Consider the following 19,884-nt stretch of genomic DNA (forward strand, 5'->3'; position numbering starts at 1 on the left):
GGAAACCATCGAAGGGTGGCCCTCACCCTTCGACTGGCTCAGGGTGAGCGGATTCGGTTCGCCGCTCATGGTGAGCCAGTCGAATCCATGAGCGGGGTTATCGGATGGGCTCCTAGCCGCCCGACGTCCGCAGCCAGGCCCGCAGCACCTCCGCGACGCTCCACGCCTGCGCGATGCACCCGCGCGGCGCGTGCGGCGGGTCGCCCTCGAATATCTCGCTGAGCGTGCCCAGGCCCGCCTCCCAGAGGTGCGTCCGCATCCCCTCAAGGGCCTTGCGAGCCTCGGAGCGGCCCTGCTCCCCCTCCACGCGCAGAAGCGCGTCCGTGTAGGCGCCCAGCAGCCAGGGCCAGACCGTGCCCTGGTGGTAGGCGGCGTCCCGGCTGTGCTGGTCGCCGCCGTAGCGCCCCGCGTAGCGCGGATGGCCTTGCGCCAGGGTGCGCAGCCCGACGGGCGTGAGCAGCTTCGAGCGCACCGCGTCCAGCGTCGGCGCCCAGCGGCGCTGCTCCAGCACAGCGTGCGGCAGTGAGATGGCGAAAAGCTGGTTCGGCCTCAGGCTGGGGTCGTCGCCCTCCTCGCCGTCCACCACGTCGTACAGATAGCCGCCCTGGCCGTACCAGAAGCGCTTGTTGAAGGACTCCCGCGCGACGGCGGCCGGCCCCAAGTAGGCCTGGATATCGCGCCCCAGCTTACCCGACCACTCGGCCATGGACGCCAGGGCGTTGTACCACAGGGCGTTGACCTCAACCGCCTTGCCCCACCGGGGCGTGACCACCCAGCCGTCCACGCGCGCGTCCATCCACGTGAGCGCCACCCCCGACGTCCCCGCCCGCAGAAGCCCGTCGGCGGCGTCCACGCCGATGTCGTAGCGCGTCCCCCGCCTGTACTCGGCGATGACGGCCTCCAGTGTGGGGAACAGCTCCCGCAGCAGATCGTCGTCCCGCGTGGCCCGCAGGTAGGCGTCCAGCGCGACGAAGTACCACAGGGCCGCGTCCACGGTGGCGTACTCGGGCGGCTCGCCGGAGTCCGGGAAGCGATTGGGCAGAAGGCCCTGGTCAACGTACCGGGCGAAGGTGCGAAGGACGGCCCGCGCCTCCGGATGTCGGCCTGTCGCCAGACACAGGCCGGGCAGGGCGACGAGCGTGTCGCGGCCCCAGTCGCCGAACCAGTGGTAGCCCGCGATGACGGTGCAGCCCTCATGTCCCGCCTGCGACCTGCTGACCAGGAACTGGTCGGCGGCGAGCGCCAGCCGCGTCGCGAAGGCGTCGTGAGAGCAGCCCGGGGGCAGCGCCTTCTCCGCCAGGCGCAGCAGACCAGTCTGGCGGGTCTGCGCCGCATCCCAGGCGCGGGTCACATTCAGGTCCACGTTGCCCGCCTGCTCCGCGCTGGCGACGACCGTTACGCTTTCGCCCGACTTCAACGTCACGCAGAAGACGCCCGGCGTGTACAGGTCTTCCATGCAGTCCGGCCCCCGCTCTCGCTCGCGGCGATAGAGGAAGCGCCAGTACCAGTCCGGCCCCTCGTGGAACTCCGCGGAGGGCCGCGTCCACAGGCGCAGGGGTGCGGCCTCCGGGTAGGCCTGAATCTCGTAGGCCCCCCGGGCGTCTCGCCGCAGGGAGAAGCGCCAGTCGCGCGAGCCTTGCGTCAGGTGATGGTAGTCGCGGTGCGTGACCAGCGGGCGCAGACGGAGCGTGGCCGGGCCGGGGGCCTTTCGCACGACGTAGCGTACATAGGTGGTGTTGCGCTCCCGCGCCATCCAGACCGTCTTCTCCACCACGGCGCCGCCCGCGTGAAAGACGAATGTGGGGATGGTCTCGTGGAAGCGCACGCTGTGCAGGAGCGGCCAGCCGACGGGATTGATCGCGCCGTCGTGGTACTCGTTCGTGCTCAGGGGGTAGCGGGCGCCCCTGACCTCCATCTCCTCCTCCAGCTTGGACAGCAGCACGGTGCGGCCCACCGGCGGCTTCAGCGCCGCGACAAGCAGTCCGTGGTAGCGCCGCGTGTTGGCCCCCGACACCGTCGCCGAGGCGTAGCCGCCCAGGCCGTTCGTGACCAGCCACTCGGCGTCGAGCGACGCGTCCAGGGTGGGCCATCGCCCGGCGGCCAGATCAACGGGCTTGGATGTCGTCAACGGAGCAATGAGGCTGTGGAGTCTAGAAGCAGTTGCAAAACGCGCAGTTCCACTCCACGCTCGTGGTGAGCCTGTCGAACCACGAGATATGGCCCTTCGACAAGCTCAGGGCGAGCGGGAATTCGGCCCTCTCCTTTTTGCGCTGACATACGTACGGGAGTGCTGGACGCCGGGCCTAGCCCCGCGTCTCCGTCTCCAGGTACGCGCCTTTATCGGGCGACGCCGCCAGCCGCGTGAACAAGCTGAGCAGGCCCTTGCGCTTCACGCGCGGCGCGACCCACCGGGCGCGGCGCTCCGCCAGCACGCGCTGGACCTCCTCCGGCGACTTCGCTTCTCCCGCGATGCCAATTATATCGAGTCGGCCCGCCCGAATGTCTATGCGTATCAGGTCGCCGTCCTCCACCAGCGCGATAGGCCCGCCCACTGCGGCCTCCGGCGAGACGTGCCCGATGGCTGGCCCGCGCGTGGCCCCGCTGAAGCGGCCGTCGGTGATGAGCGCCGTGCCGCTGGCGAGCGCCGGGTCGGCGACGATGGCCTCCGTCACGTAGTACTGCTCCGGCATGCCGGAGCCGCGCGGCCCCTCGTAGCGGATGACCACGGCGTCGCCGGGGCGCACCTGCTTCGCGTCAATGGCCGCGATGGCGTCCTCCTGTGCGTTGAACACCTTCGCGCGGCCTGTGAACTGCCACATGGCGGGGTCTACGGCGTTGCGCTTGACCACCGCGCCGTCCGGCGCCAGGCTGCCGCGCAGCACCGCGATGCCCCCCTGCGGCGACATCGGGTCGCTGGCGGGACGAATGACGTCCCGCGCCGTCAGCTTGTACGGCGCGAGCCAGCGCGGCTGCATGTCCAGCCAGCCCGACGTCTTGAGCTGTTGCAGGTTGTCGCCCAGCGTCTTCCCCGTGACGGTCATGGCGTCCAGGTGCAGGTGGTCGCGCAGCTCCCACAGGAGGCGCGGCACGCCCCCCGCGTACCACATCTTGTCCGGCGTGTGCCGCCCCGCGGGCCGGACGTCCGCCAGCCACGGCACGCGGTCGTTCACCCGCTGCACTAGCCCGTAGTCGAACGCGATGTCCAGCGCGTGGCACAGCGCCGCCAGGTGCATGATGGTGTTGGTGGAGCCGGAGATGGCCGCGTGCGCCACCAGCGCGTTCTCGATGGCCTTGGGCGTCATCACCTGCCGGGCGGTGATGCCGCGCTTGATCATCTCCATCATCCACGAGCCCGCCTCGCGGCTGCCGCGCGCCGTCACGAAGTGCGTGGCGGGACGCAGCGCCGAGCCGGGCAGGGCCATGCCCATCGCCTCCGCGACCACCTGGTTGGTGCACGCGGTGCCCATGAAGGCGCAGGTGCCGCGCGTGGGGCAGGCATTCTGCCGGAGGAACTCGTATTCGTCGGGCTTGATCTGACCGCGCCGGAGCTGCACCGAGATGGCGCCCACCTGCTCCAGGCTCATCGTGCCGTGGGGCAGGGTCGGCCCGGAAGGACCTTCCTGCATCACGCCGCCGTGGACGACCAGCGCAGGGATGTCCAGCCGCGCCGCCGCGATAAGGTGGCCCGGCAGCGACTTGTCCGAGCCGGACAGCATGACCATGCCGTCGAAGTGGCCGGCGATGGCGTGCATCTCCGTGGCGCAGGCTATGATTTCGCGGGACGCCATCGAATAGTCCATGGCGTCCGTGCCCTGCGCGATGCCGTCGCAGATGTCGGTGCAGAAGTAGCGTCCCGCGACGCCGCCCGCCTCGACGACGCCCAGCCTAACGTGCTCGACGAGCTCGTTCAGGTGGACGCTTCAGGGCATGCTGTCGCCCCAGGCGCTCTCGATGAGCACGTGGGGCTTGCGCACGTCCTCGCTCGTCCAGCCCACGCCGAGGCGGAGCGGGTCTATCTCCGGCGCGATCCGGCGCATCTGTTGGCTGTGGAGTTCTGGCATCTTCGACCTCACCCCCTGTGTGCTCCTATGCGAGAGACGTTGCGCCGAACAGTGACACGCTGTCGGGCGGGGCGTTCTCCTCCCGTTCATATTCCAAGTATGCACGCGCTTATGCCGCCGGCATTGCTTCTCTACGGATGAGGTTGCTAGGAGTATCGCTCACTGATTGCTGCATGCCGATGATGTAGGCGTGCGCCTCGTTGCCAGCGCTCCAGTTGAGCGGGACAAAAGCACCCTCCCGTTCGACCTTCTCCATGGCGGCCAGGCGAATAAAGCTGGATACGGGCATGTTGTGCTTCTCCGCGCAAGCGGCGGCCCGCTCGAAGTCTTCACGACCGAACGCCACGGATACGATAACGCGACGCTCCTTGGTCGGAGTGCTTTTTTGCGCGGCGTCCCAACTCCACTGGTCGGGGCTTTCCAGTTTGTTGTAGTCGGACATGTCTTTACTCCTTTCGTTGAAGCAGCGCCAACTCATGAGGCTTGCTAAACCATGCGGTTATGGGCCGCCAGACTGTTCGCTGTTCGGTGTTCTCAATGGGGATCGTTATCGCGCTTCCTCCGTGGTCCCGTCCAATAACCAGGTAAAGACCGCGACGCCTTTTTCTGTTTGGAATGACTAAGTATGCACTATCAAGCACTTGGGCTACTCGGCGGGCAGTCACACCGTGAACAGCGAATTTCCCCTCGTTGTCTTCATCAATTAGAAAATCGTAGATAACAGGGCTTGACATTTAACCCTCTCTAGGCTACCTTATTATCTACAAATGTAGTGCAATACTACTACAGTTGTAGGAGAATAGTCAAGATGGCAGGAGACACAACCGGCACAAGCATTGAATGGCTTGTTTTGGCGGATGCTGCCCAAATAGTGTCAAACAAGCTGTTTTTACTGGGAGGTGGATGGGATCGCTATACCGTGAGCCAATTTCCGGCACAAATGCCTTTTGCCGTAGCTGTCTCGTTGAGAGTCCCTTGGAATGAGACAAACCAACAACATTCCTTTGAGTTGGAAGTCGCCACTCAGGACGGACAATCGTTAGTGAAGATGGGAGGCGCCTTCGAGGTAGGGCGTCCGCCGGGCATTCCACTGGGGTCGGATCAGAGGTTACAACTCGCCATGAATGGTTCCTTGAAGCTGGAAAAGGCGGGACTTTATGTGATCATAGGCCGCGTGGAGGGTCAGGAGGCTGCCAGAACCGCCTTTACCGTTGTGTCGCACTCGCAGCCTGTGCAGAGATAGGTCTAGGGGGAGGGGGAAATTCCCGCTCCCCGCTCAAACAGCGCGTACACCTCGCGGCCCGTCGGCAGGCTGCGCACTGCGCCGCGCCCGCGCACCTTCAGTCCCGCGGTAATCGTCCCCAGCCGCGCCGCGCTCACCGGGTCCATCCCCCGCGCCAGCGCGTGCAGCGCCGCCCCGTCGAAAGCGTCGCCCGCGCCCGTCGTGTCCACGACCGCGCCGGTGTCGTACGCGGGGATCACCGTCACGCTCTCGCCGTGCGCCACGACACAGCCATCCTTGCCCTGCTTCACCAGCGCCAGCGGCACGCCGCGCGCCCGGCACGCCCGCGCCGCCTCGACGGCGTCGCGCACACCAAGAAGCTGCTCCGACTCTTCCGGCGCGCTGGGCAGAAAGATGTCCACGAACGGCAGCACCTCCTCCAGCGCGGCCCTGGCCTCCGCGAGCGAGGGCCACAGCGCGGGACGCAGGTTGGGGTCGAAGGAGACGCGCAGGCCCAGCGCCTTCGCGCGCCGCACCCCCTCCAGCACGGCGCGCCGCGCGGACGGAGAGATGGCCTGGGTGATGCCGCTCGTGTGGAAGATGCGCGCGCCGCGCAGGGCGTCGTCGGTGACGTCCTCCGACGACAGCGTGCTGGCCGCGCTGCCCCTGCGGTAGTACGCGAACTCGCGCTCGCCGCCGGGCAGCAGGGAGATGATGTAGAGGCCGTTGGGCCCGGCGACTTGGCGCGCCGTCGAGGTGTCCACGCCCTCGCTGCGCCACGCTTCCAGCAGATAGGGCGTGAACGGGTCGCTGCCCACGCGGGTGATGTAGCGTGTCGTGGAGCCGAGGCGGGCGGCGGCCACCAGCGTGTTCAGCGTGTCGCCGCCGTACGAGCGGTGGAACACCGAGGCGCGCGCAACCGGCTCGTCCGCGTAGAGCTCCACCATGCACTCGCCCATCGCCACGATGTCCGGCATTCTCCGCGCCTCCGCCCCTCATTATGCGCTCGACAGGCCCAGAGGTACAGGGGCGGGCACCCCGCAGAGCGAGGCGGGTCAGCGCTTGCCTTCCTCAATGCGCCCCAGCAGACGCAGCAGCCCGTCCAGGATGGTCAGCGGGTGCGGCGGACAGCCGGGCACGTAGAGGTCAACCGGGAGGGTGGCGTCCGCGCCGTTCGTGACCTGCGGATGGTCGCGGAACGGCCCGCCGGAGATGGCGCAGCCGCCCACGGCGATGACCAGCTTGGGGCCGGGCACGGCATCGTAGGTCTTTTGCAGGGCGAGGCGCATGTTCCGCGTGACAGGGCCGGTGATGAGCAGGCCGTCCGCGTGGCGCGGCGACGCGACCATCTGGATGCCGAACCGGACGATATCGAACACGATGGTGCCGAGGACGTTGACCTCCACCTCGCAGCCGTTGCAGCCGCCCGCGCTCACCTGCCGCAGCTTCAGCGAGCGCCCGAAGAGCGCGCGGCTCTTCGCGTCCAGCGCCTGCGCCAGCTTCATGCCCTCCGCGCCGACGACGAGGTCCTGCCGCGTCCGCGCCGCCATGCGGAACTCCTGCGTGTAGCGCAGCGCGCTCGTTGGACACGCCTGCACGCAGTCCGCGCAGAACACGCAGCTCCCCAGGTCAATGCGCGGGTCCGGCCTCTGTCCCTGCGCCCCGACGCTGATCGCGTCCACGGGGCAGGCGTCCGCGCACGCGCGGCAGCCGTCGGCGCACTTCGCCGGGTCAACATGCGGCATGCCGCGATACCGCTCGGGCAGGGGCGACGCGCTCCTCGGAAAATCGAGCGTGCGGTGGCCCTGGTTCAACCGGGCGCGCAGCAGATTGAGCATGGACGGCGCCCTGTCGCTCATAGGTCGAACCCGCAGTAGGACAGGTTGAAGCTCTTGTTGCCCAGCGGGAAATCGGATATCTGCTGTCCGCGCAGCGTCATGGCCAGTCCCGTCCAGTTGTGGAACGAGGCGTCCACCACCTTGTACCGCGCGAAGCAGCCCGCCGAGTCAGTGATGGCGACGTGCGCCACCTCGCCGCGCCAGCCCTCGGCCAGCGCGACGGCGAGATGGCCCGGGCGTGGCGGCGGACACGTCGTGCGTACCGGCCCGGGCGGCAGCGCGCCCAGTTGCTCGCGCACGAACGCGGCTGACCGCTCGATCTCCAGACGACGCACCATAGCGCGGGCGAAGACGTCGCCGCTGGGCCATGTGGCGACAGGCACAGGCGCCCGCCGGAGCCCGCCCGTCGGATGGTCCATGCGGACGTCTCGCGGGAGGCCGCACGCGCGCGCCGCCACGCCGACGATGCCGAGCTCCACGCAGGCCTGCGCGGTCAGCGGACACGTGCCCTCCAGCCGTGCGTGCACCGAGTCGGAGCCGAAGAACAGGTCAACCGCCTCGCGCACGTCGCGTTCCGCGCGGGCCAGCCGGTCGAGCAGCGCCGTGACCATCGTGTCGTCCACGTCGAATGCGACACCGCCCGGCCGCGCCAGGCCGCGCCCCAGGCGGCTGCCGCAGACGAGCGCGGTCATATTCAGGAAGTCGCCGCGCAGCCGCCCGCAGTAGGACGCCGTGGGCAGATAGCCCACGTCGTTCGCCAGAGCGCCCATGTCCCCCACGTGGTTCGCCAGCCGCTCCAGCTCCAGCGCCACCGCGCGCAGCGCCCGCGCCCGCGGCGGCGCCTCCACGCCCGCCAGCGCCTCCATTGCCAGGCAGTGCGCCGTGCCATGGCCGATGGTCGTATCGCCGGCGACGGTCTCCATCTGAATCATCGTGCGCTTGTGCGGCCCGCCGATGAGCGCCTCCTCCACGCCGCGGTGCTGATAGCCGAGGTGGACCTCCAGGTGATGCACCGTCTCGCCCTGGCACTGGAACCGGAAATGCCCCGGCTCAATCACACCCGCGTGCACCGGGCCGACCGCGACCTCGTGCACCCCCTCGCCGTTCATGGCGAAGAACGGGTGCCGAAGGGCGGACTTGCCCTCCCCTTTCCTCGGGAAGTCATGCGCGCGCACCGGCTTGAGCCAGGGATGGCCCTCCGGGAACGCGCCCTCCTGCTCGAAGACCTCGCGCTCGAAGAGGTGGACCTGCGGGCAGCTTGGCGTCAGCGAGGGGTACGTGGCGCGCACGTCCGCGGCCAGCGCGGCGAGCGCGTGATGCGTATCGTCCGCGAGCACGGCGTACAGCCGCACCGCGCCGGACGGCAGCCGCATCCCGAACAGCGACGCGACGCGCTCGCCTTCGCGCACGGCGGCCAGCATGGCCGCCTGGAATGTAGCTACGTCTACCACGGGCACGACCTCCAGCGGGACGGCCTGCCCGTTGCGCAGCGTTGCGATCCGCGTCGGACTCATCGCCCGCCTCCGAGAAGGCCCGCGGCGCTCTGGAGCGCGTCCTGCAGCGCGGGCGGCAGGTAGAGGCCCGTGAGCAGCACGGCTACGGCGAGCGCGGCGGGCGGCAGCACGGACAGCAGCGGCTCCCTGTGTTTTATCACAGGGTGCGCCCACGGCTCGCCGAGCGCCATGCGCAGCACGATCGTCGCCATGCCGATGAACGCGACCGCCAGCAGCGCCAGGAACGCCGCCGCCACCAGCGGATGTCCCTGTACGAAGATAGCCTGCAGGATAATGAACTCGCTGAGGAACAGACCGAACGGCGGCATTCCGACGATGGCCAGGAAGCCGATTGTCCACAGCGGGCCGGACACCGGCAGGGCGTGCAGAAGGCCGCGCACGCCGCGCACGGACGTAGTCCTGTACGCCGTCAGGATGTTGCCCGCCACCAGAAACAGCAGCCCCTTTGTCAGGGAGTGGTTCACCGCGTGCAGCATCGCGCCGAAGGTGGCCGCGCCGCCCACGCCCACGCCCAGCGCCAGGATGCCCATGTGCTCCACGCTGGAGTACGCCAGCATCCGCTTGTAGTCCGTCTGGCCGATGACGAAGACGGCGGCCACCGCCAGCGAAATCAGGCCGAACGCAATGAGCAGCTCCCGCGCGAACGCGCCTTCGCCAGCCGCGGCCACGACCTGGTACGCGCGCAGCAGGCCCAGGAAGGCGCAGTTCAGCAGCGCGCCGGACATGAGCGCGGAGACCAGCGACGGCGACTCGCTGTGGGCGTCGGGAAGCCAGCTATGGAACGGGGCCAGGCCCATCTTCGTGCCGTAGCCCACGAGCAGCAGCACGAACGCCGCCTTCAGCCATACCGGATGCAGGCTGGACGCCCCCGCCACCAGGTCGCCAACAAGCAGGGGCGCGCCCTCGCCGCGCGTGTTGGACGCGGCCATCGCCAGGAACAATGTGCCCAGCAGAGCCACCGCGATGCCGACCGAGCACAGTAGAAGGTACTTCCACGTCGCCTCCAGCGAGCGGTGGTGGCGATGGAAGTAGATGAGCGGCGCGCTCGCGAGCGTCGTCGCCTCGATGCCGACCCACAGCAGGCCCATGTGCTGACTCACCGTCACCAGCGACATAGCGGCCAGGAACAGCAGCATGCAGCCGACGAAGATGCGCTGTGGCTGGTTGGAGAACAACACGCCCTCCACGAAGTCAGGGCGCGGCGCGGTGACCTCCCGTTGCAAATAGCCGACGCCATACAACGCCGCAAGCAGGAACAGGGCGCTCGTGATGCCCAGGAACAGCAGGCCCAGCGCGTCCGCGTGCAGCCAGCCATCCAGCGCGGGCGGCGACGGGCTGATGACGCTCGCGGCCACGAGCGCGGCGTGTGCGACAGCCGTCAGCAGCAGCAGCCACCGCTGCGGCCTCTCCGACGGCAGCGCGAACGCCAGAAGTCCGGCGAGCGCGGGCACGAGCACGATAGCAATAAGCATCGTCGTCGCCTACATGTCCTGTTCGCCGGACGCTTCACGCTCGTGTACCGCGTGGATACGGCGCCGCCGCGAACTGAGTTCGCTCAGCTCCTGTAGCCGGTCAACGTCAATGTGGTCAAACTCGCGGTTGATCTGGTAGATGGTGATGCCCATGACGAACGCGCCCACGAAGATATCGAGCAGCACGCCCATCTCAATGAGGAGCGGCAGCTCGCGCGCCAGCGACATGCTGAAGATGAAGATGCCGTTTTCCAGGACGATGTACCCCAGCACCTGTGTAACGGCCTTTCGGCGGCTGACCAGCAGAAGCATCCCCAGGAAGACCGTCGCCAGTGACACGGGCACGATGAGATGCGGCTGCGAGGGCAGCGGAAGCGGCAGCAGGCCCGCCAATGCGAAGGCGATTGCGACGGCCACCGCCCCGAAGACGACCGACAGCGCAAAGCCGATGTACGGCTCCACTTCGTTTTGCACCTTCGCCTCGCGGATGGACCGGAACAGGAACCACGGGATGACGAAGCCTTTCAGCGCGACGGTCAAGGCCGCCAGAACGACGATCTGGAGCGTGAGGTCATCCCGGTGGGCGGCGACGAGCAGAAGGCCCATCGCGATGCCCTGCGCCGCCACGATGCGCACGCACTCCGCCACCTTGCTGGACGCCAGCGCGGCCAGCGCCAGCAGCAGCGCCACAATCAGCAGCAGATCAACGATAGCCATCGCTTACCCCACCACCAGCGCCAGCGCCACAGCCAGCGCGCCCAGGCCGCCCGCGCCGATGAGCAGGTTCGGCACGCTGCGCATCCGCAGCCGCGCCATGGACGATTCCACGACGCCGACGATGGCCGCGACAACAAGCATGCCCGCGAGGAACACCCCGCCATCCAGCAACAGGACGCCGGTGCGTACGGGCAGGAGGATGCCGATAATAAGCGACGCGAAGACCCACAGCTTGAGCGCGGCGCCGTACATGATGTACCCCAAGTCCGGGCCGCTGTGGTCGAGCACCATGACCTCGTGGACCATGGTCAGCTCCAGGTGCGTGTTCGGGTCGTCCACGGGGATGCGCGCGTTCTCGGCCAGCAGCACCAGGAAGAGCGCGGCGGCCGCCAGCGCCAGCACGGGACCAGCCGTCGTCGCCCACATGGCGGGCGCAATTGCGCCCATCATGCCGGTGAGCGAGAGGCTGCCGCTGACTACCACAAGCACCATCAGCGCGAGAAACAGGGCAGGCTCCGCCAGCGAGGAGAACCTGGCCTCGCGACTCGCGCCCATGCCCTCGAAACTGGAGCCGGTGTCCAGCGCGGCGAGCATGGTGAACATCCGCGCCAGCGCCAGCAGGCCCGCCAGCGCAACGAGGTCGCCGGGGAACCCGATGGCTGCGCCTACATTGCCGGACGGCGTCAGCAGCATGGCCGTCGCGACGGCGGCCAGCCCGACCATCGGCCCGGCGCGGAAGACCCAGGTGGTCGTGGTGCTGTAAACCGCACCCTTGCGCAGCAGCTTCCAAAGATCGTAGTACGGCTGGAGCAGCGGCGCGCCCGTGCGGCCCGCGAAGAAGGCCTTGGTCCGGTTGATGACGCTCAGCAGCAGCGGTGCAAGCGCGAACGCGGCGAGCGTGAACAGCGGTGTCTCCGGCCTCATGCGTCGCCTCGCAAGCCGAGCTGCCAGACCAGCAGCACCACCAGCGTAATGAAGATGTACAGAAGGTAGAGGTGCACCCGCCCGTGTTGCAGCCAGCGCAGGTTGAAGCTCGTCAGGCTGATCCACTCGAACGCGGGACGGTACAAGCGGTCCAGAAACACGTCCTGCGCCTCCGACCGAAGGGATGCGCCCTGCGGGAAGTAGCCGACTGGCTCCTCCACGCGGCGGCGCGGACCGAAGATGCGCGGGAAGATATCGAGAAGCGGCCCCGCGAAGGACAACGAGGTGTACTGCATTCGCGGCGTGGGGTTCTCGTAGCCGCAGTCCCACGTGACCGCCGTGTCCACCCGGCGCGTCCGCAGCAGCGCCCCACGCAGGAGCGCCAGCGCCGCGACAAGCGCGACGAGGACCAGCGCCACTATCGAGAGGTTGGACAGGAGCGCCGCCACGGCAAGCGCGTCGGATGCCCCGGCACCCGTCCCGACGAGTTGCTCCGCACCCGGCAGCACCAGCCCCAGCGCGACCGGCGCGCCCACGCCGATGAATACGCTCACAGCCGCCAGGAAGGCCATCGGCAGCCACAGCCCCGCGCCGACGCTGTGCGCGTGCGCGGCATGGTCCGAGCGCGGCGCGCCGAGGAAGGTGATACCGATCGCCTTTGTCAACGTCGCGACGGCAAGTCCCCCGGCGAGCGCGAGGCCCGTGACGACCCCGAGCGCGGGCGCGGCGGACACCAGGCCCCCCATCTCCACGCTGCGCAGCGACGCCACCATCAGCAGGAACTCGCTGACGAACGCGCTGAGCGGCGGCATGCCGACAAGGGCCGCGCCGCCCACGAGGAACAAAGTCCCTGTCTGCGGCATCCGCTTGAGCAGCCCGCCCAGCCGGTCTATATCCCGCTCGCCCGTCGCGTGCAGCACGGCGCCCGCGCCCATGAACAACATCCCCTTGACGGCGGCGTGGCCGACGGTGTGCAGGAGCGCGGCGGAGAACGCGAGGAGAGCGATAGAGGGCGCGTTGTGGCTCAGGCCCCACACGCCGATACCCGTGGCCATGATGATGATGCCGATGTTCTCCACGCTGTGGTACGCCAGCAGACGCTTGAGGTCGTGCTGGCCCGCCGCCAGCAAAAGGCCGATCAGAGCGGACGCAAGCCCCACGCCGATGAGCAGGACGCCCCACCACGCGGGCGGCGGCCCCAGGAACGTGAGCGCGCGCAGGATGCCATACACGCCCGTCTTGATCATCACGCCGGACATCACGGCGGAGACGTGGCTCGGCGCGGCGGGATGCGCCTCCGGCAACCACACGTGGAACGGCACGAGGCCCGCCTTGGCGCCAAAGCCGACGAGCGCCAGCAGGAACAGCAGCGAGGCCGTCGCCGGGGCAAGACTGGAGAGCGCCGCGAAGCGGTCGAAGTCGAGCGAGCCTGCTTCGCGGCCCAGCAGCGCGAAGAACGCCAGCAGGAACGCCGTCCCGATATGCGTCGCGATGAGGTAGGTCCAGCCTGCGCTGCGGACCTCCGGCTTCTCGTGCTCGAACACGACGAGGAAAAACGAGGAGACAGCCATGACCTCCCATGCCATCAGGAAGAGGATGCCGTTGCGCGCCATCACCACCACGGCCATGCTCGCCACGAGCAGGCTGAAGAAGAACCACGGCGTGCCCAGCGAGCGGCGCCTGCCGTACGGCGCGAGGTAGGTGGCCCCGTAGGCTGCCGCAACCGCGGACAACCCGAAGATGGCGAGGAGGAAGACGGCGCTGAGAGGATCAACCGCGAGGTACAGTTCGCCGTAGGGTACGTGCCAGGGGACGCGCATGCTCACGGTCACGCGCGAGGCGAGCGTGAGCGCCGCGCCCGCGATGCCGAACGCGCCGCCGATGACGGCGCCCGCTACGCCTGCGACTGTCGCCGCGCGCGCGGAGCGCCCCAGCAGCAACGCGAGCATGCCGCCAAGCAACACGAACGCCAGCGCGATGACGAGCATAGCGGTGCTACACCAACTCAGCCCGTCGGCGGTGTGGCATCAGACAGCAGCGGGACGAGCGCCGGGGAAAATAAGGAAACCCCTGGGGCCGCCCGCCTGGGCCTGCCGCAGAGGTCGCTGACGAAGGTTCCGTTGTATTGTCGGGTCCAGTCATTCAAGTCGCCGCGCGGTGACGCCCGTGCGGTAGTACCTCCGTCGCCTCGCCATGCTGCCTTTGCCAGCAGCGCGCGGCGCATCGCAAATGGAGAGCAACCTAATCATCTAAGCACAACTTCAGCGAGCGGGCAACTTCCTTACGCGCATATCTGGCATGCCCTCTGGACAGCCACGCTGCTCAGATTGCGGCTCATCGCACCGCCGAAGCAGCCGGTGCTATCCGCCAACGGGTTCCGGCTGCCCGAGGGTATATTCCAGGCCGTCACGCGCCCGGTTTGTTCGTGGAGTAGAGAAGGCGATGTGAAGCTGAGGGCGCCCCCCGTCCTTTTCTTATTTCCCCTCTCCTTGAGAAGAGGGGTCAGGCCTGTCCTGAGCCAAGTCGAAGGGGGTGAGGTGTCCTACCGCAACTGGACGCTCGTTCGCGGGCTGTGGTATCTTAAACATTCGGCACACGTGGAAAACGCCGACGGCAGGCGTGTACGGCGCGGACGGGCAAATCACTCCACTTGGCGGCCAGTCGTAGCCATGAGCGGAGCACCGAGCGGGAGGACCACAACGAACGCAACGATTTCTATAGCAGACCTGGAACAGAAGGCCAGACAGATCCGCCGCCACATCGTGACCATGACCTACAAGGCCAACAGCGGCCACCCGGGCGGCTCGCTCTCCGCGACAGACATCGTCATGGCCCTCTACTTCCACGTGTTGCGTCACAACCCTAAAGACCCCAAATGGCCTGATCGCGACCGCTTCGTGCTCAGCAAGGCCCACGCCTGCCCCGTGCTCTATGCAGCCCTGGCGGAGTCCGGCTACTTCCCTGTGGAGGAGCTTGCCACGTTCCGTCAGATAAACAGTCGGCTGCAGGGCCACGCGCACATCAAGACGCCCGGCGTCGAGATGTCCGGCGGCTCCCTCGGCCAGGGCCTCAGCTTCGGCATCGGCGCGGCGCTCGCGGCGCGGCTGGATGGCCGCACGTCGCGGGTGTATGTGCTGCTGGGCGACGGCGAGTGCGACGAGGGCCAGGTCTGGGAGGCCGCGATGGCCGCGCCCCACTTCAAGCTCGATAACCTGTGCGCCATTGTTGACCGGAACCGCATCCAGAACGACCGCTTCACCAGCGAGGTGATGGAGCTGGAGCCTATCGCCGACAAGTGGCGCGCCTTCCGCTGGAACGTCATCGAGGCGAACGGTCACTCCATAGCGGACATGCTGGCCGCGTTCGACCAGGCGAAGCAGGTCAAGGGCCGCCCGACGGTCATCATCGCCCAGACCACCAAGGGCAAGGGCGTGAGCTTCATGGAGAACAACCCGGACTTCCATGGCAAGGCGCCGAACAAGGACGAGTACGAAAAGGCGATGAAGGAGCTGGCGTAGCCATGGCGAGGACGACGGCTTCCACCCGTGATACCTACGGCAAGACCCTCCTGGAGCTGGGCCGGGAGGACCCGAACATCGTCGTGCTGGGCGGTGACCTGAACAAGTCGGTGATGACGACGTACTTCGCCAAGGAGTTTCCCCAGCGCTTCTTCGACTGCGGCGCCGCCGAGCAGAACATCATCAGCATCGCCGCGGGGCTCGCCTCGTCCGGCAAGACGCCGTTCGCGAGCACCTTCGCCGTGTTCGGCACGGGGCGGCCCTTCGACCAGATTCGCATCAGCGTCTCGCAGCCACACCTGAACGTGAAGATCGTCTGCACCCACGCGGGCATCAGCGTGGGCGAGGACGGCGTGTCCGCGCAGGGCATCGAGGACCTGGCGCTCATGTGCGCCCTGCCGGGCTTCAATGTTGTCGCGCCCGCGGACGCCGTGGAGACGGCCCAGGCCGTGCGCGTCGCCGCGAAAACGCAAGGCCCTTTCTATATCCGCCTGTACCGTCCCGCGACGCCCGTCGTCTGCGGGCCGGACTACAAGTTTGAGCTGGGCAAGGCGGCTCTGATGCGGGACGGCCTGGACGCCACGATTATCGCGTACGGCATCATGGTGGCGGCCGCGCTGGACGCGGCGGAGGACCTGACGAAACAGGGGCTTCGCTGCCGCGTGCTCAACATGTCCACGCTGCAACCTTTCGACGCGGACGCGGTCGTGCGGGCGGCCCGGGAGACGGGCGCCATCGTGACGGCGGAAGAGCACTACCGCCGCGGCGGGCTGGCGAGCCTGGTGGCCCAGACGCTGGCGGAGCAATCGCCCGCGCCTCAGGGCGTGGTGGCCCTGAACGGCTACGCCGAGTCCGGCAAGGCGGACGAGCTGATGACCAAGTACGGACTGACGGCCCGCGCCATCGAGCGCGCGGTGCTGGAGACGGTGGGACGCAAGCAGCAGGGGCTGTCCTGCTCGGCGTAGGCCAGCGCATGTCCGTGAAGGACGGAAGCCCCTCAGGAGGACGCCGTGGTCACTCGAACGCGAAAAGCCCCCATACCGGTGAGGAAGACGTTGCACCGCCTGGTGGACGAACTGAAGGATAGCGAACTGGACGCCGCGCGGCGATATCTGGAGTACCTTCGGAATGTCGGCGGCGATCCGGTACTGCAAGCGCTGATGGAAGCGCCCCTCGATGACGAGCCGGAGACGAAGGAAGAGGCCGCCGCGGTGCGAGAGGCCAGGGAGCAGTACGCCCGAGGAGAAGCCGTCCCAGATGAAGAAGTGTGGAAAAGGCTAGGGCATGGTCTGGCGCATCGAGTGGACACCCGCCGCGGTTCGTGACCTGGAGGGCCTTGATTATCGAACGCGGGAACGAATACGCGAAGCTGCTTACCGGCTCGCGAGTGCCGGGCATGGCGACGTTAAGCGTCTGCATGGGAAAGAGCGCGAATGGCGGTTGAGAGTGGGGGGCTGGCGCGTACGGTTCGTCTTTCACTCTGAGGCACAAAGCATACGCATGTTGCGAGTCCTTCCGCGCGGGCGAGCGTACCGGGATTGAGTACGCTCTGACGCAGGGAGACACGAGGGGAAAAGCCAATGACTACGATTACCCCCGCACCACAACCCCAGTCGGCGCCGCGGCCGGCGTCCCGGCGCGCCAAGGTGGCCGTCCTGTACACCTCGCCGCGGACGGTGGTGGAGGACTATGGTCGCCTCATGCGGCTCGCCGACGTGGACAAACACCTGGTCGCCGCCGCGCCCACCATCCTCAAGGTCAACATCAGTTGGCAGAAGTGGTTCCCCGCCTGCTCCACGACGCCCTGGCAGCTTGAAGGCGCCATTCGCGCCCTGCGCTCGCTGGGCCACTCCGAGATGTACGCCTGCCATAACAGCACGGTCGTAGTGGACTCCCACGAAGGGGAGGTCGCCAACAAGCAGAAGCCCGTGTGCGACAAGTACAACGTCCCGGACGTGCACCTTGAGGACGTGAAGTGGATAAGGTATCAGCCCAAAGGGGAGATGCTTGTCCTGAACAAGATATTCCCGGAGGGCATCCACATCCCGGAGTTCCTCGTCGGCAAGAACATCGTCCACCTGCCGACAATGAAGACCCACGTCTTCACCACGACCACGGGCGCCATGAAGAACGCCTTCGGCGGGCTGCTGAGCCATCGGCGGCACTGGACGCACTCCGTCATCCACGAGACGCTGGTGGACCTGCTGACCATCCAGAAGGAGATTCACCCGGGCCTCTTCGCCGTCATGGACGGCACCCTCGCTGGCGACGGCCCCGGCCCGCGCGCCATGCGCTTTCACGTCAAGAACGTCATCCTGGCGAGCGCCGACCAGGTGGCTATTGACGCGGTGGCCGCGAAGATCATGGGCTTCGATCCGATGAAGCAGAAGTTCATCCGCCTGGCGCATGAGCGTGGCTTGGGCTGCGGCGACCCGCGCCAGATTGACATCGTGGGCGACAGCATCGAGGGCGTGGACTGGAAGTTCAGGGGCAACGAGGAGACCTTCGCCAGCCGGGGCCAAAAGATGATCTACTGGGGGCCGCTGAAGCCACTGGAGAACCTGCTCCTGCGCAGTCCCATCGTCCCGTGGGCCTTCCTGGCGTCCAACCTGTACTTCAACGCGTTCTGGTACAACCTCGTCGGTCGGCGGCGGGTGAAGCAGGCGCTGGAGACTCCCTGGGGCAAGCTGTTCCAGACGTACTAAGGTGTCCTGAGTTGTTAATCCATCTCCGCCTCCTCTCAACGGTGACGTGTACACCGCCGCTCGCATGCCCTCTGGTAGCTGCCCCTCCCTCTCCGCACGCGGAGAGGGAGGCCGGGTGGGTGAGGTTTACTCCTCCACCCGCTTCATCGCGGCGAGCGCCACGCCGCGGCTGAACCCGCGCCGCAGCAGGTGCGCGAACAGCCGCCGCCGGTAGGTCTCGCGGTCCAGCCCCGAGAGCGCCTTCGCGCGCTTCCGCGCCGCCGCGTACGCCGCCTCCGCGTCGTCCCAACCCGCCACCGCGTTACTCGCCGTCTCGCTGCCGACGCCCTTCCGCCGCAGCTCGCGCTCCGTCTGCCGTCCGCTCTGCGGGCGTGACGCCTCGCGGGACTCACGCCACCAGCGGGCGAACGCCGCGTCGTCGAGCAGGCCCAGCCGCTTCAAATAGGCAATGGCCCCGCTCACGGCGTCGGCGGGCATGCGGCGGGCCGCGAGGCGCTGACGTATCTCGGCCTCGCTGCGCGGGCGGACGGCCAAGAGACGCCGCGCGGCGTCCAGCGCCCCTTCCAGCGCGGCCTGACGGTGCAACGCGGCGATCTGCGCCGACGTGAGCGTCGCGCCCACGGCGAGGTTGGCGCGGGCGACGGCGTCGGCGCTGAGGACGCAGAGCAGCTTGCCGTCGGCGTGGACGGCGATGCGCCCGCCGCGAGAGTGCGCAAGCGCGGTCACCGTCGGCACGGGTGCTACTCCTCCGGCGTCGTCTCTTCCTCGCTGGCGCTGGGGACGGGGACGGCCGTCGCCCTCGGCCCGGAGGCCCGGATCTGCTTCTCCAGCTCCTGCGCTATGTCGGGGTGCTGCCGCAGGAACTGCTTGGAGTTCTCCCGCCCCTGGCCGATGCGCGTGTCGCCGACGGCGAAGAACGCGCCGGACTTCTTGACCAGGCCCAGGCCCACCCCCAGGTCCAGCAGGTCGCCCTCCTTGCTGATGCCCTCGCGGAACATGATGTCGAACTCGGCGAGGCGGAACGGCGGCGCCACCTTGTTCTTGACCACCTTGGCGCGGACGCGGTTGCCCACCACGTCGGTGCCCTGCTTCAGGGTCTCCAGGCGGCGCAGGTCTATGCGGACGGAGCTGTAGAACTTGAGGGCGCGCCCGCCGGGCGTCACCTCCGGATTGCCGAAGAAGACGCCGATCTTCTCCCGAAGCTGGTTGATGAAGATGACCGCCGTATGGGAGCGGCTGATGGCCGCCGTCAGCTTGCGCAGCGCCTGGGACATGAGCCGCGCCTGCAGCCCCACGTGCTGGTCGCCCATGTCGCCTTCAAGCTCGGCGCGCGGGACCAGCGCGGCGACGCTGTCAATGATGACCGCGTCCACGGCGCCGCTGCGCACGATCTGCTCGGTGATCTCCAGCGCCTGCTCTGCGAAGTCCGGCTGCGATATGAGCAGGTCGTCCACGTTGACTCCGCAGACACGCGCGTAGCTGGGGTCCAGAGCATGCTCCGCGTCAATGTACACGACCTTGCCGCCCGACCGCTGCGCGTTGGCGATGATGTGCAGCGCCAGCGTGGTCTTGCCCGACGCCTCCGCGCCGAATATCTCCGTGACGCGCCCGCGGGGTATGCCGCCGACGCCCAGCGCCAGGTCCAGCGACAGCGAGCCTGTGGATATCACCTCCACCGACTGTCGGGCGGCCGCCTCGCCGAGGCGCATGATGGTGCCCCGGCCATAGGTCTTTTCCAGATAGCCAAGGGCCATGTCCAGGGCCTTCTCTTTCTCGGTGGCCTTGGCGGTGTCAGCAGCCTGGCGGTCTGCGGGAGTGCTCATAGCCCTACCATCCTTCGTCAGTTCCTCGCGCGTCCGTTTCTTTTCCCGTTTCGCTGTAGCCCAACCCATCGTCGCCACCCCCTCGCGGCC

At 67.9% G+C, this 19,884-nt stretch carries 16 protein-coding genes and 1 pseudogene; 5 read left to right on the top strand and 12 right to left on the bottom strand.

What is annotated here, in order from left to right; translation table 11 throughout:
* Nucleotides 1–112 precede the first annotated feature (112 nt).
* The 3 genes and pseudogenes from Q7T26_05360 to Q7T26_05370 form a co-directional block, all read right to left on the bottom strand.
* Nucleotides 113–2,128: an amylo-alpha-1,6-glucosidase gene (locus Q7T26_05360; protein MDO8531583.1), complete on the bottom strand. Its 2,016-nt coding sequence runs from the start codon at nt 2,126–2,128 to the stop codon at nt 113–115.
* Between the two features lie 175 nt (nt 2,129–2,303).
* Nucleotides 2,304–4,061: pseudogene (ilvD, locus tag Q7T26_05365) on the bottom strand (dihydroxy-acid dehydratase).
* A gap of 109 nt (nt 4,062–4,170) precedes the next feature.
* Nucleotides 4,171–4,503 (bottom strand): hypothetical protein, encoded by a 333-nt coding sequence (locus tag Q7T26_05370; protein MDO8531584.1) that lies wholly within the window; start codon nt 4,501–4,503, stop codon nt 4,171–4,173.
* A gap of 366 nt (nt 4,504–4,869) precedes the next feature.
* Here Q7T26_05370 and Q7T26_05375 point away from each other — a divergent pair, with 366 nt between their 5' ends.
* Nucleotides 4,870–5,304, top strand: coding sequence for a hypothetical protein (locus tag Q7T26_05375; GenBank protein ID MDO8531585.1), 435 nt, complete (start codon nt 4,870–4,872; stop codon nt 5,302–5,304).
* Between the two features lie 2 nt (nt 5,305–5,306).
* Here Q7T26_05375 and Q7T26_05380 read toward each other — a convergent pair whose 3' ends face one another.
* The 7 genes from Q7T26_05380 to Q7T26_05410 all read right to left on the bottom strand — a co-directional run bounded on the left by Q7T26_05380 (nt 5,307) and on the right by Q7T26_05410 (nt 13,736).
* Entirely contained in the window at nt 5,307–6,260 is a 954-nt protein-coding gene (locus Q7T26_05380) for a sugar kinase (GenBank protein MDO8531586.1), read from the bottom strand.
* A 78-nt stretch (nt 6,261–6,338) separates the two neighbouring features.
* Nucleotides 6,339–7,121: an NADH-quinone oxidoreductase subunit NuoB gene (gene nuoB / locus Q7T26_05385; protein ID MDO8531587.1), complete on the bottom strand. Its 783-nt coding sequence runs from the start codon at nt 7,119–7,121 to the stop codon at nt 6,339–6,341.
* A 17-nt stretch (nt 7,122–7,138) separates the two neighbouring features.
* Entirely contained in the window at nt 7,139–8,635 is a 1,497-nt protein-coding gene (locus tag Q7T26_05390; protein MDO8531588.1) for a hydrogenase, read from the bottom strand.
* Complete coding sequence (locus Q7T26_05395; GenBank protein ID MDO8531589.1) at nt 8,632–10,107, bottom strand: proton-conducting transporter membrane subunit; 1,476 nt, start codon at nt 10,105–10,107, stop codon at nt 8,632–8,634. Before Q7T26_05395 ends, Q7T26_05390 begins: the two co-directional genes overlap by 4 nt.
* Before the next feature lie 9 nt (nt 10,108–10,116).
* The gene (locus Q7T26_05400) at nt 10,117–10,824 is read right to left on the bottom strand and encodes a hydrogenase (GenBank protein ID MDO8531590.1); all 708 of its coding nucleotides are present in this window, start codon (nt 10,822–10,824) and stop codon (nt 10,117–10,119) included.
* Nucleotides 10,825–10,827: 3 nt separating this feature from the next.
* Nucleotides 10,828–11,748 carry an NADH-quinone oxidoreductase subunit H gene (locus tag Q7T26_05405; GenBank protein MDO8531591.1) on the bottom strand — a complete coding sequence of 307 codons (921 nt, stop codon included), beginning with the start codon at nt 11,746–11,748 and terminating at the stop codon, nt 10,828–10,830.
* Nucleotides 11,745–13,736 carry a proton-conducting transporter membrane subunit gene (locus Q7T26_05410; GenBank protein ID MDO8531592.1) on the bottom strand — a complete coding sequence of 664 codons (1,992 nt, stop codon included), beginning with the start codon at nt 13,734–13,736 and terminating at the stop codon, nt 11,745–11,747. Before Q7T26_05410 ends, Q7T26_05405 begins: the two co-directional genes overlap by 4 nt.
* Nucleotides 13,737–14,417: 681 nt before the next feature.
* Here Q7T26_05410 and Q7T26_05415 point away from each other — a divergent pair.
* From Q7T26_05415 to Q7T26_05430, 4 genes are all read left to right on the top strand, one after another.
* The gene (locus Q7T26_05415) at nt 14,418–15,266 is read left to right on the top strand and encodes a transketolase (GenBank protein MDO8531593.1); all 849 of its coding nucleotides are present in this window, start codon (nt 14,418–14,420) and stop codon (nt 15,264–15,266) included.
* 2 nt (nt 15,267–15,268) lie between these two features.
* Entirely contained in the window at nt 15,269–16,231 is a 963-nt protein-coding gene (locus Q7T26_05420; protein ID MDO8531594.1) for a transketolase C-terminal domain-containing protein, read from the top strand.
* Between the two features lie 45 nt (nt 16,232–16,276).
* Nucleotides 16,277–16,591, top strand: coding sequence for a hypothetical protein (locus Q7T26_05425; GenBank protein ID MDO8531595.1), 315 nt, complete (start codon nt 16,277–16,279; stop codon nt 16,589–16,591).
* 255 nt (nt 16,592–16,846) lie between these two features.
* Nucleotides 16,847–17,971 (top strand): DUF362 domain-containing protein, encoded by a 1,125-nt coding sequence (locus Q7T26_05430; GenBank protein MDO8531596.1) that lies wholly within the window; start codon nt 16,847–16,849, stop codon nt 17,969–17,971.
* A gap of 126 nt (nt 17,972–18,097) precedes the next feature.
* On the opposite strand, the gene Q7T26_05435 is transcribed toward Q7T26_05430, so the two are convergent.
* Entirely contained in the window at nt 18,098–18,706 is a 609-nt protein-coding gene (locus tag Q7T26_05435) for a regulatory protein RecX (protein ID MDO8531597.1), read from the bottom strand.
* Nucleotides 18,707–18,711: 5 nt separating this feature from the next.
* Nucleotides 18,712–19,794, bottom strand: coding sequence for a recombinase RecA (gene recA / locus Q7T26_05440; protein ID MDO8531598.1), 1,083 nt, complete (start codon nt 19,792–19,794; stop codon nt 18,712–18,714).
* Nucleotides 19,795–19,884 lie beyond the last annotated feature (90 nt).

It is taken from the genome of Dehalococcoidia bacterium (genome assembly GCA_030648205.1).
GTDB lineage: Bacteria > Chloroflexota > Dehalococcoidia > JAUSIH01 > JAUSIH01 > JAUSIH01.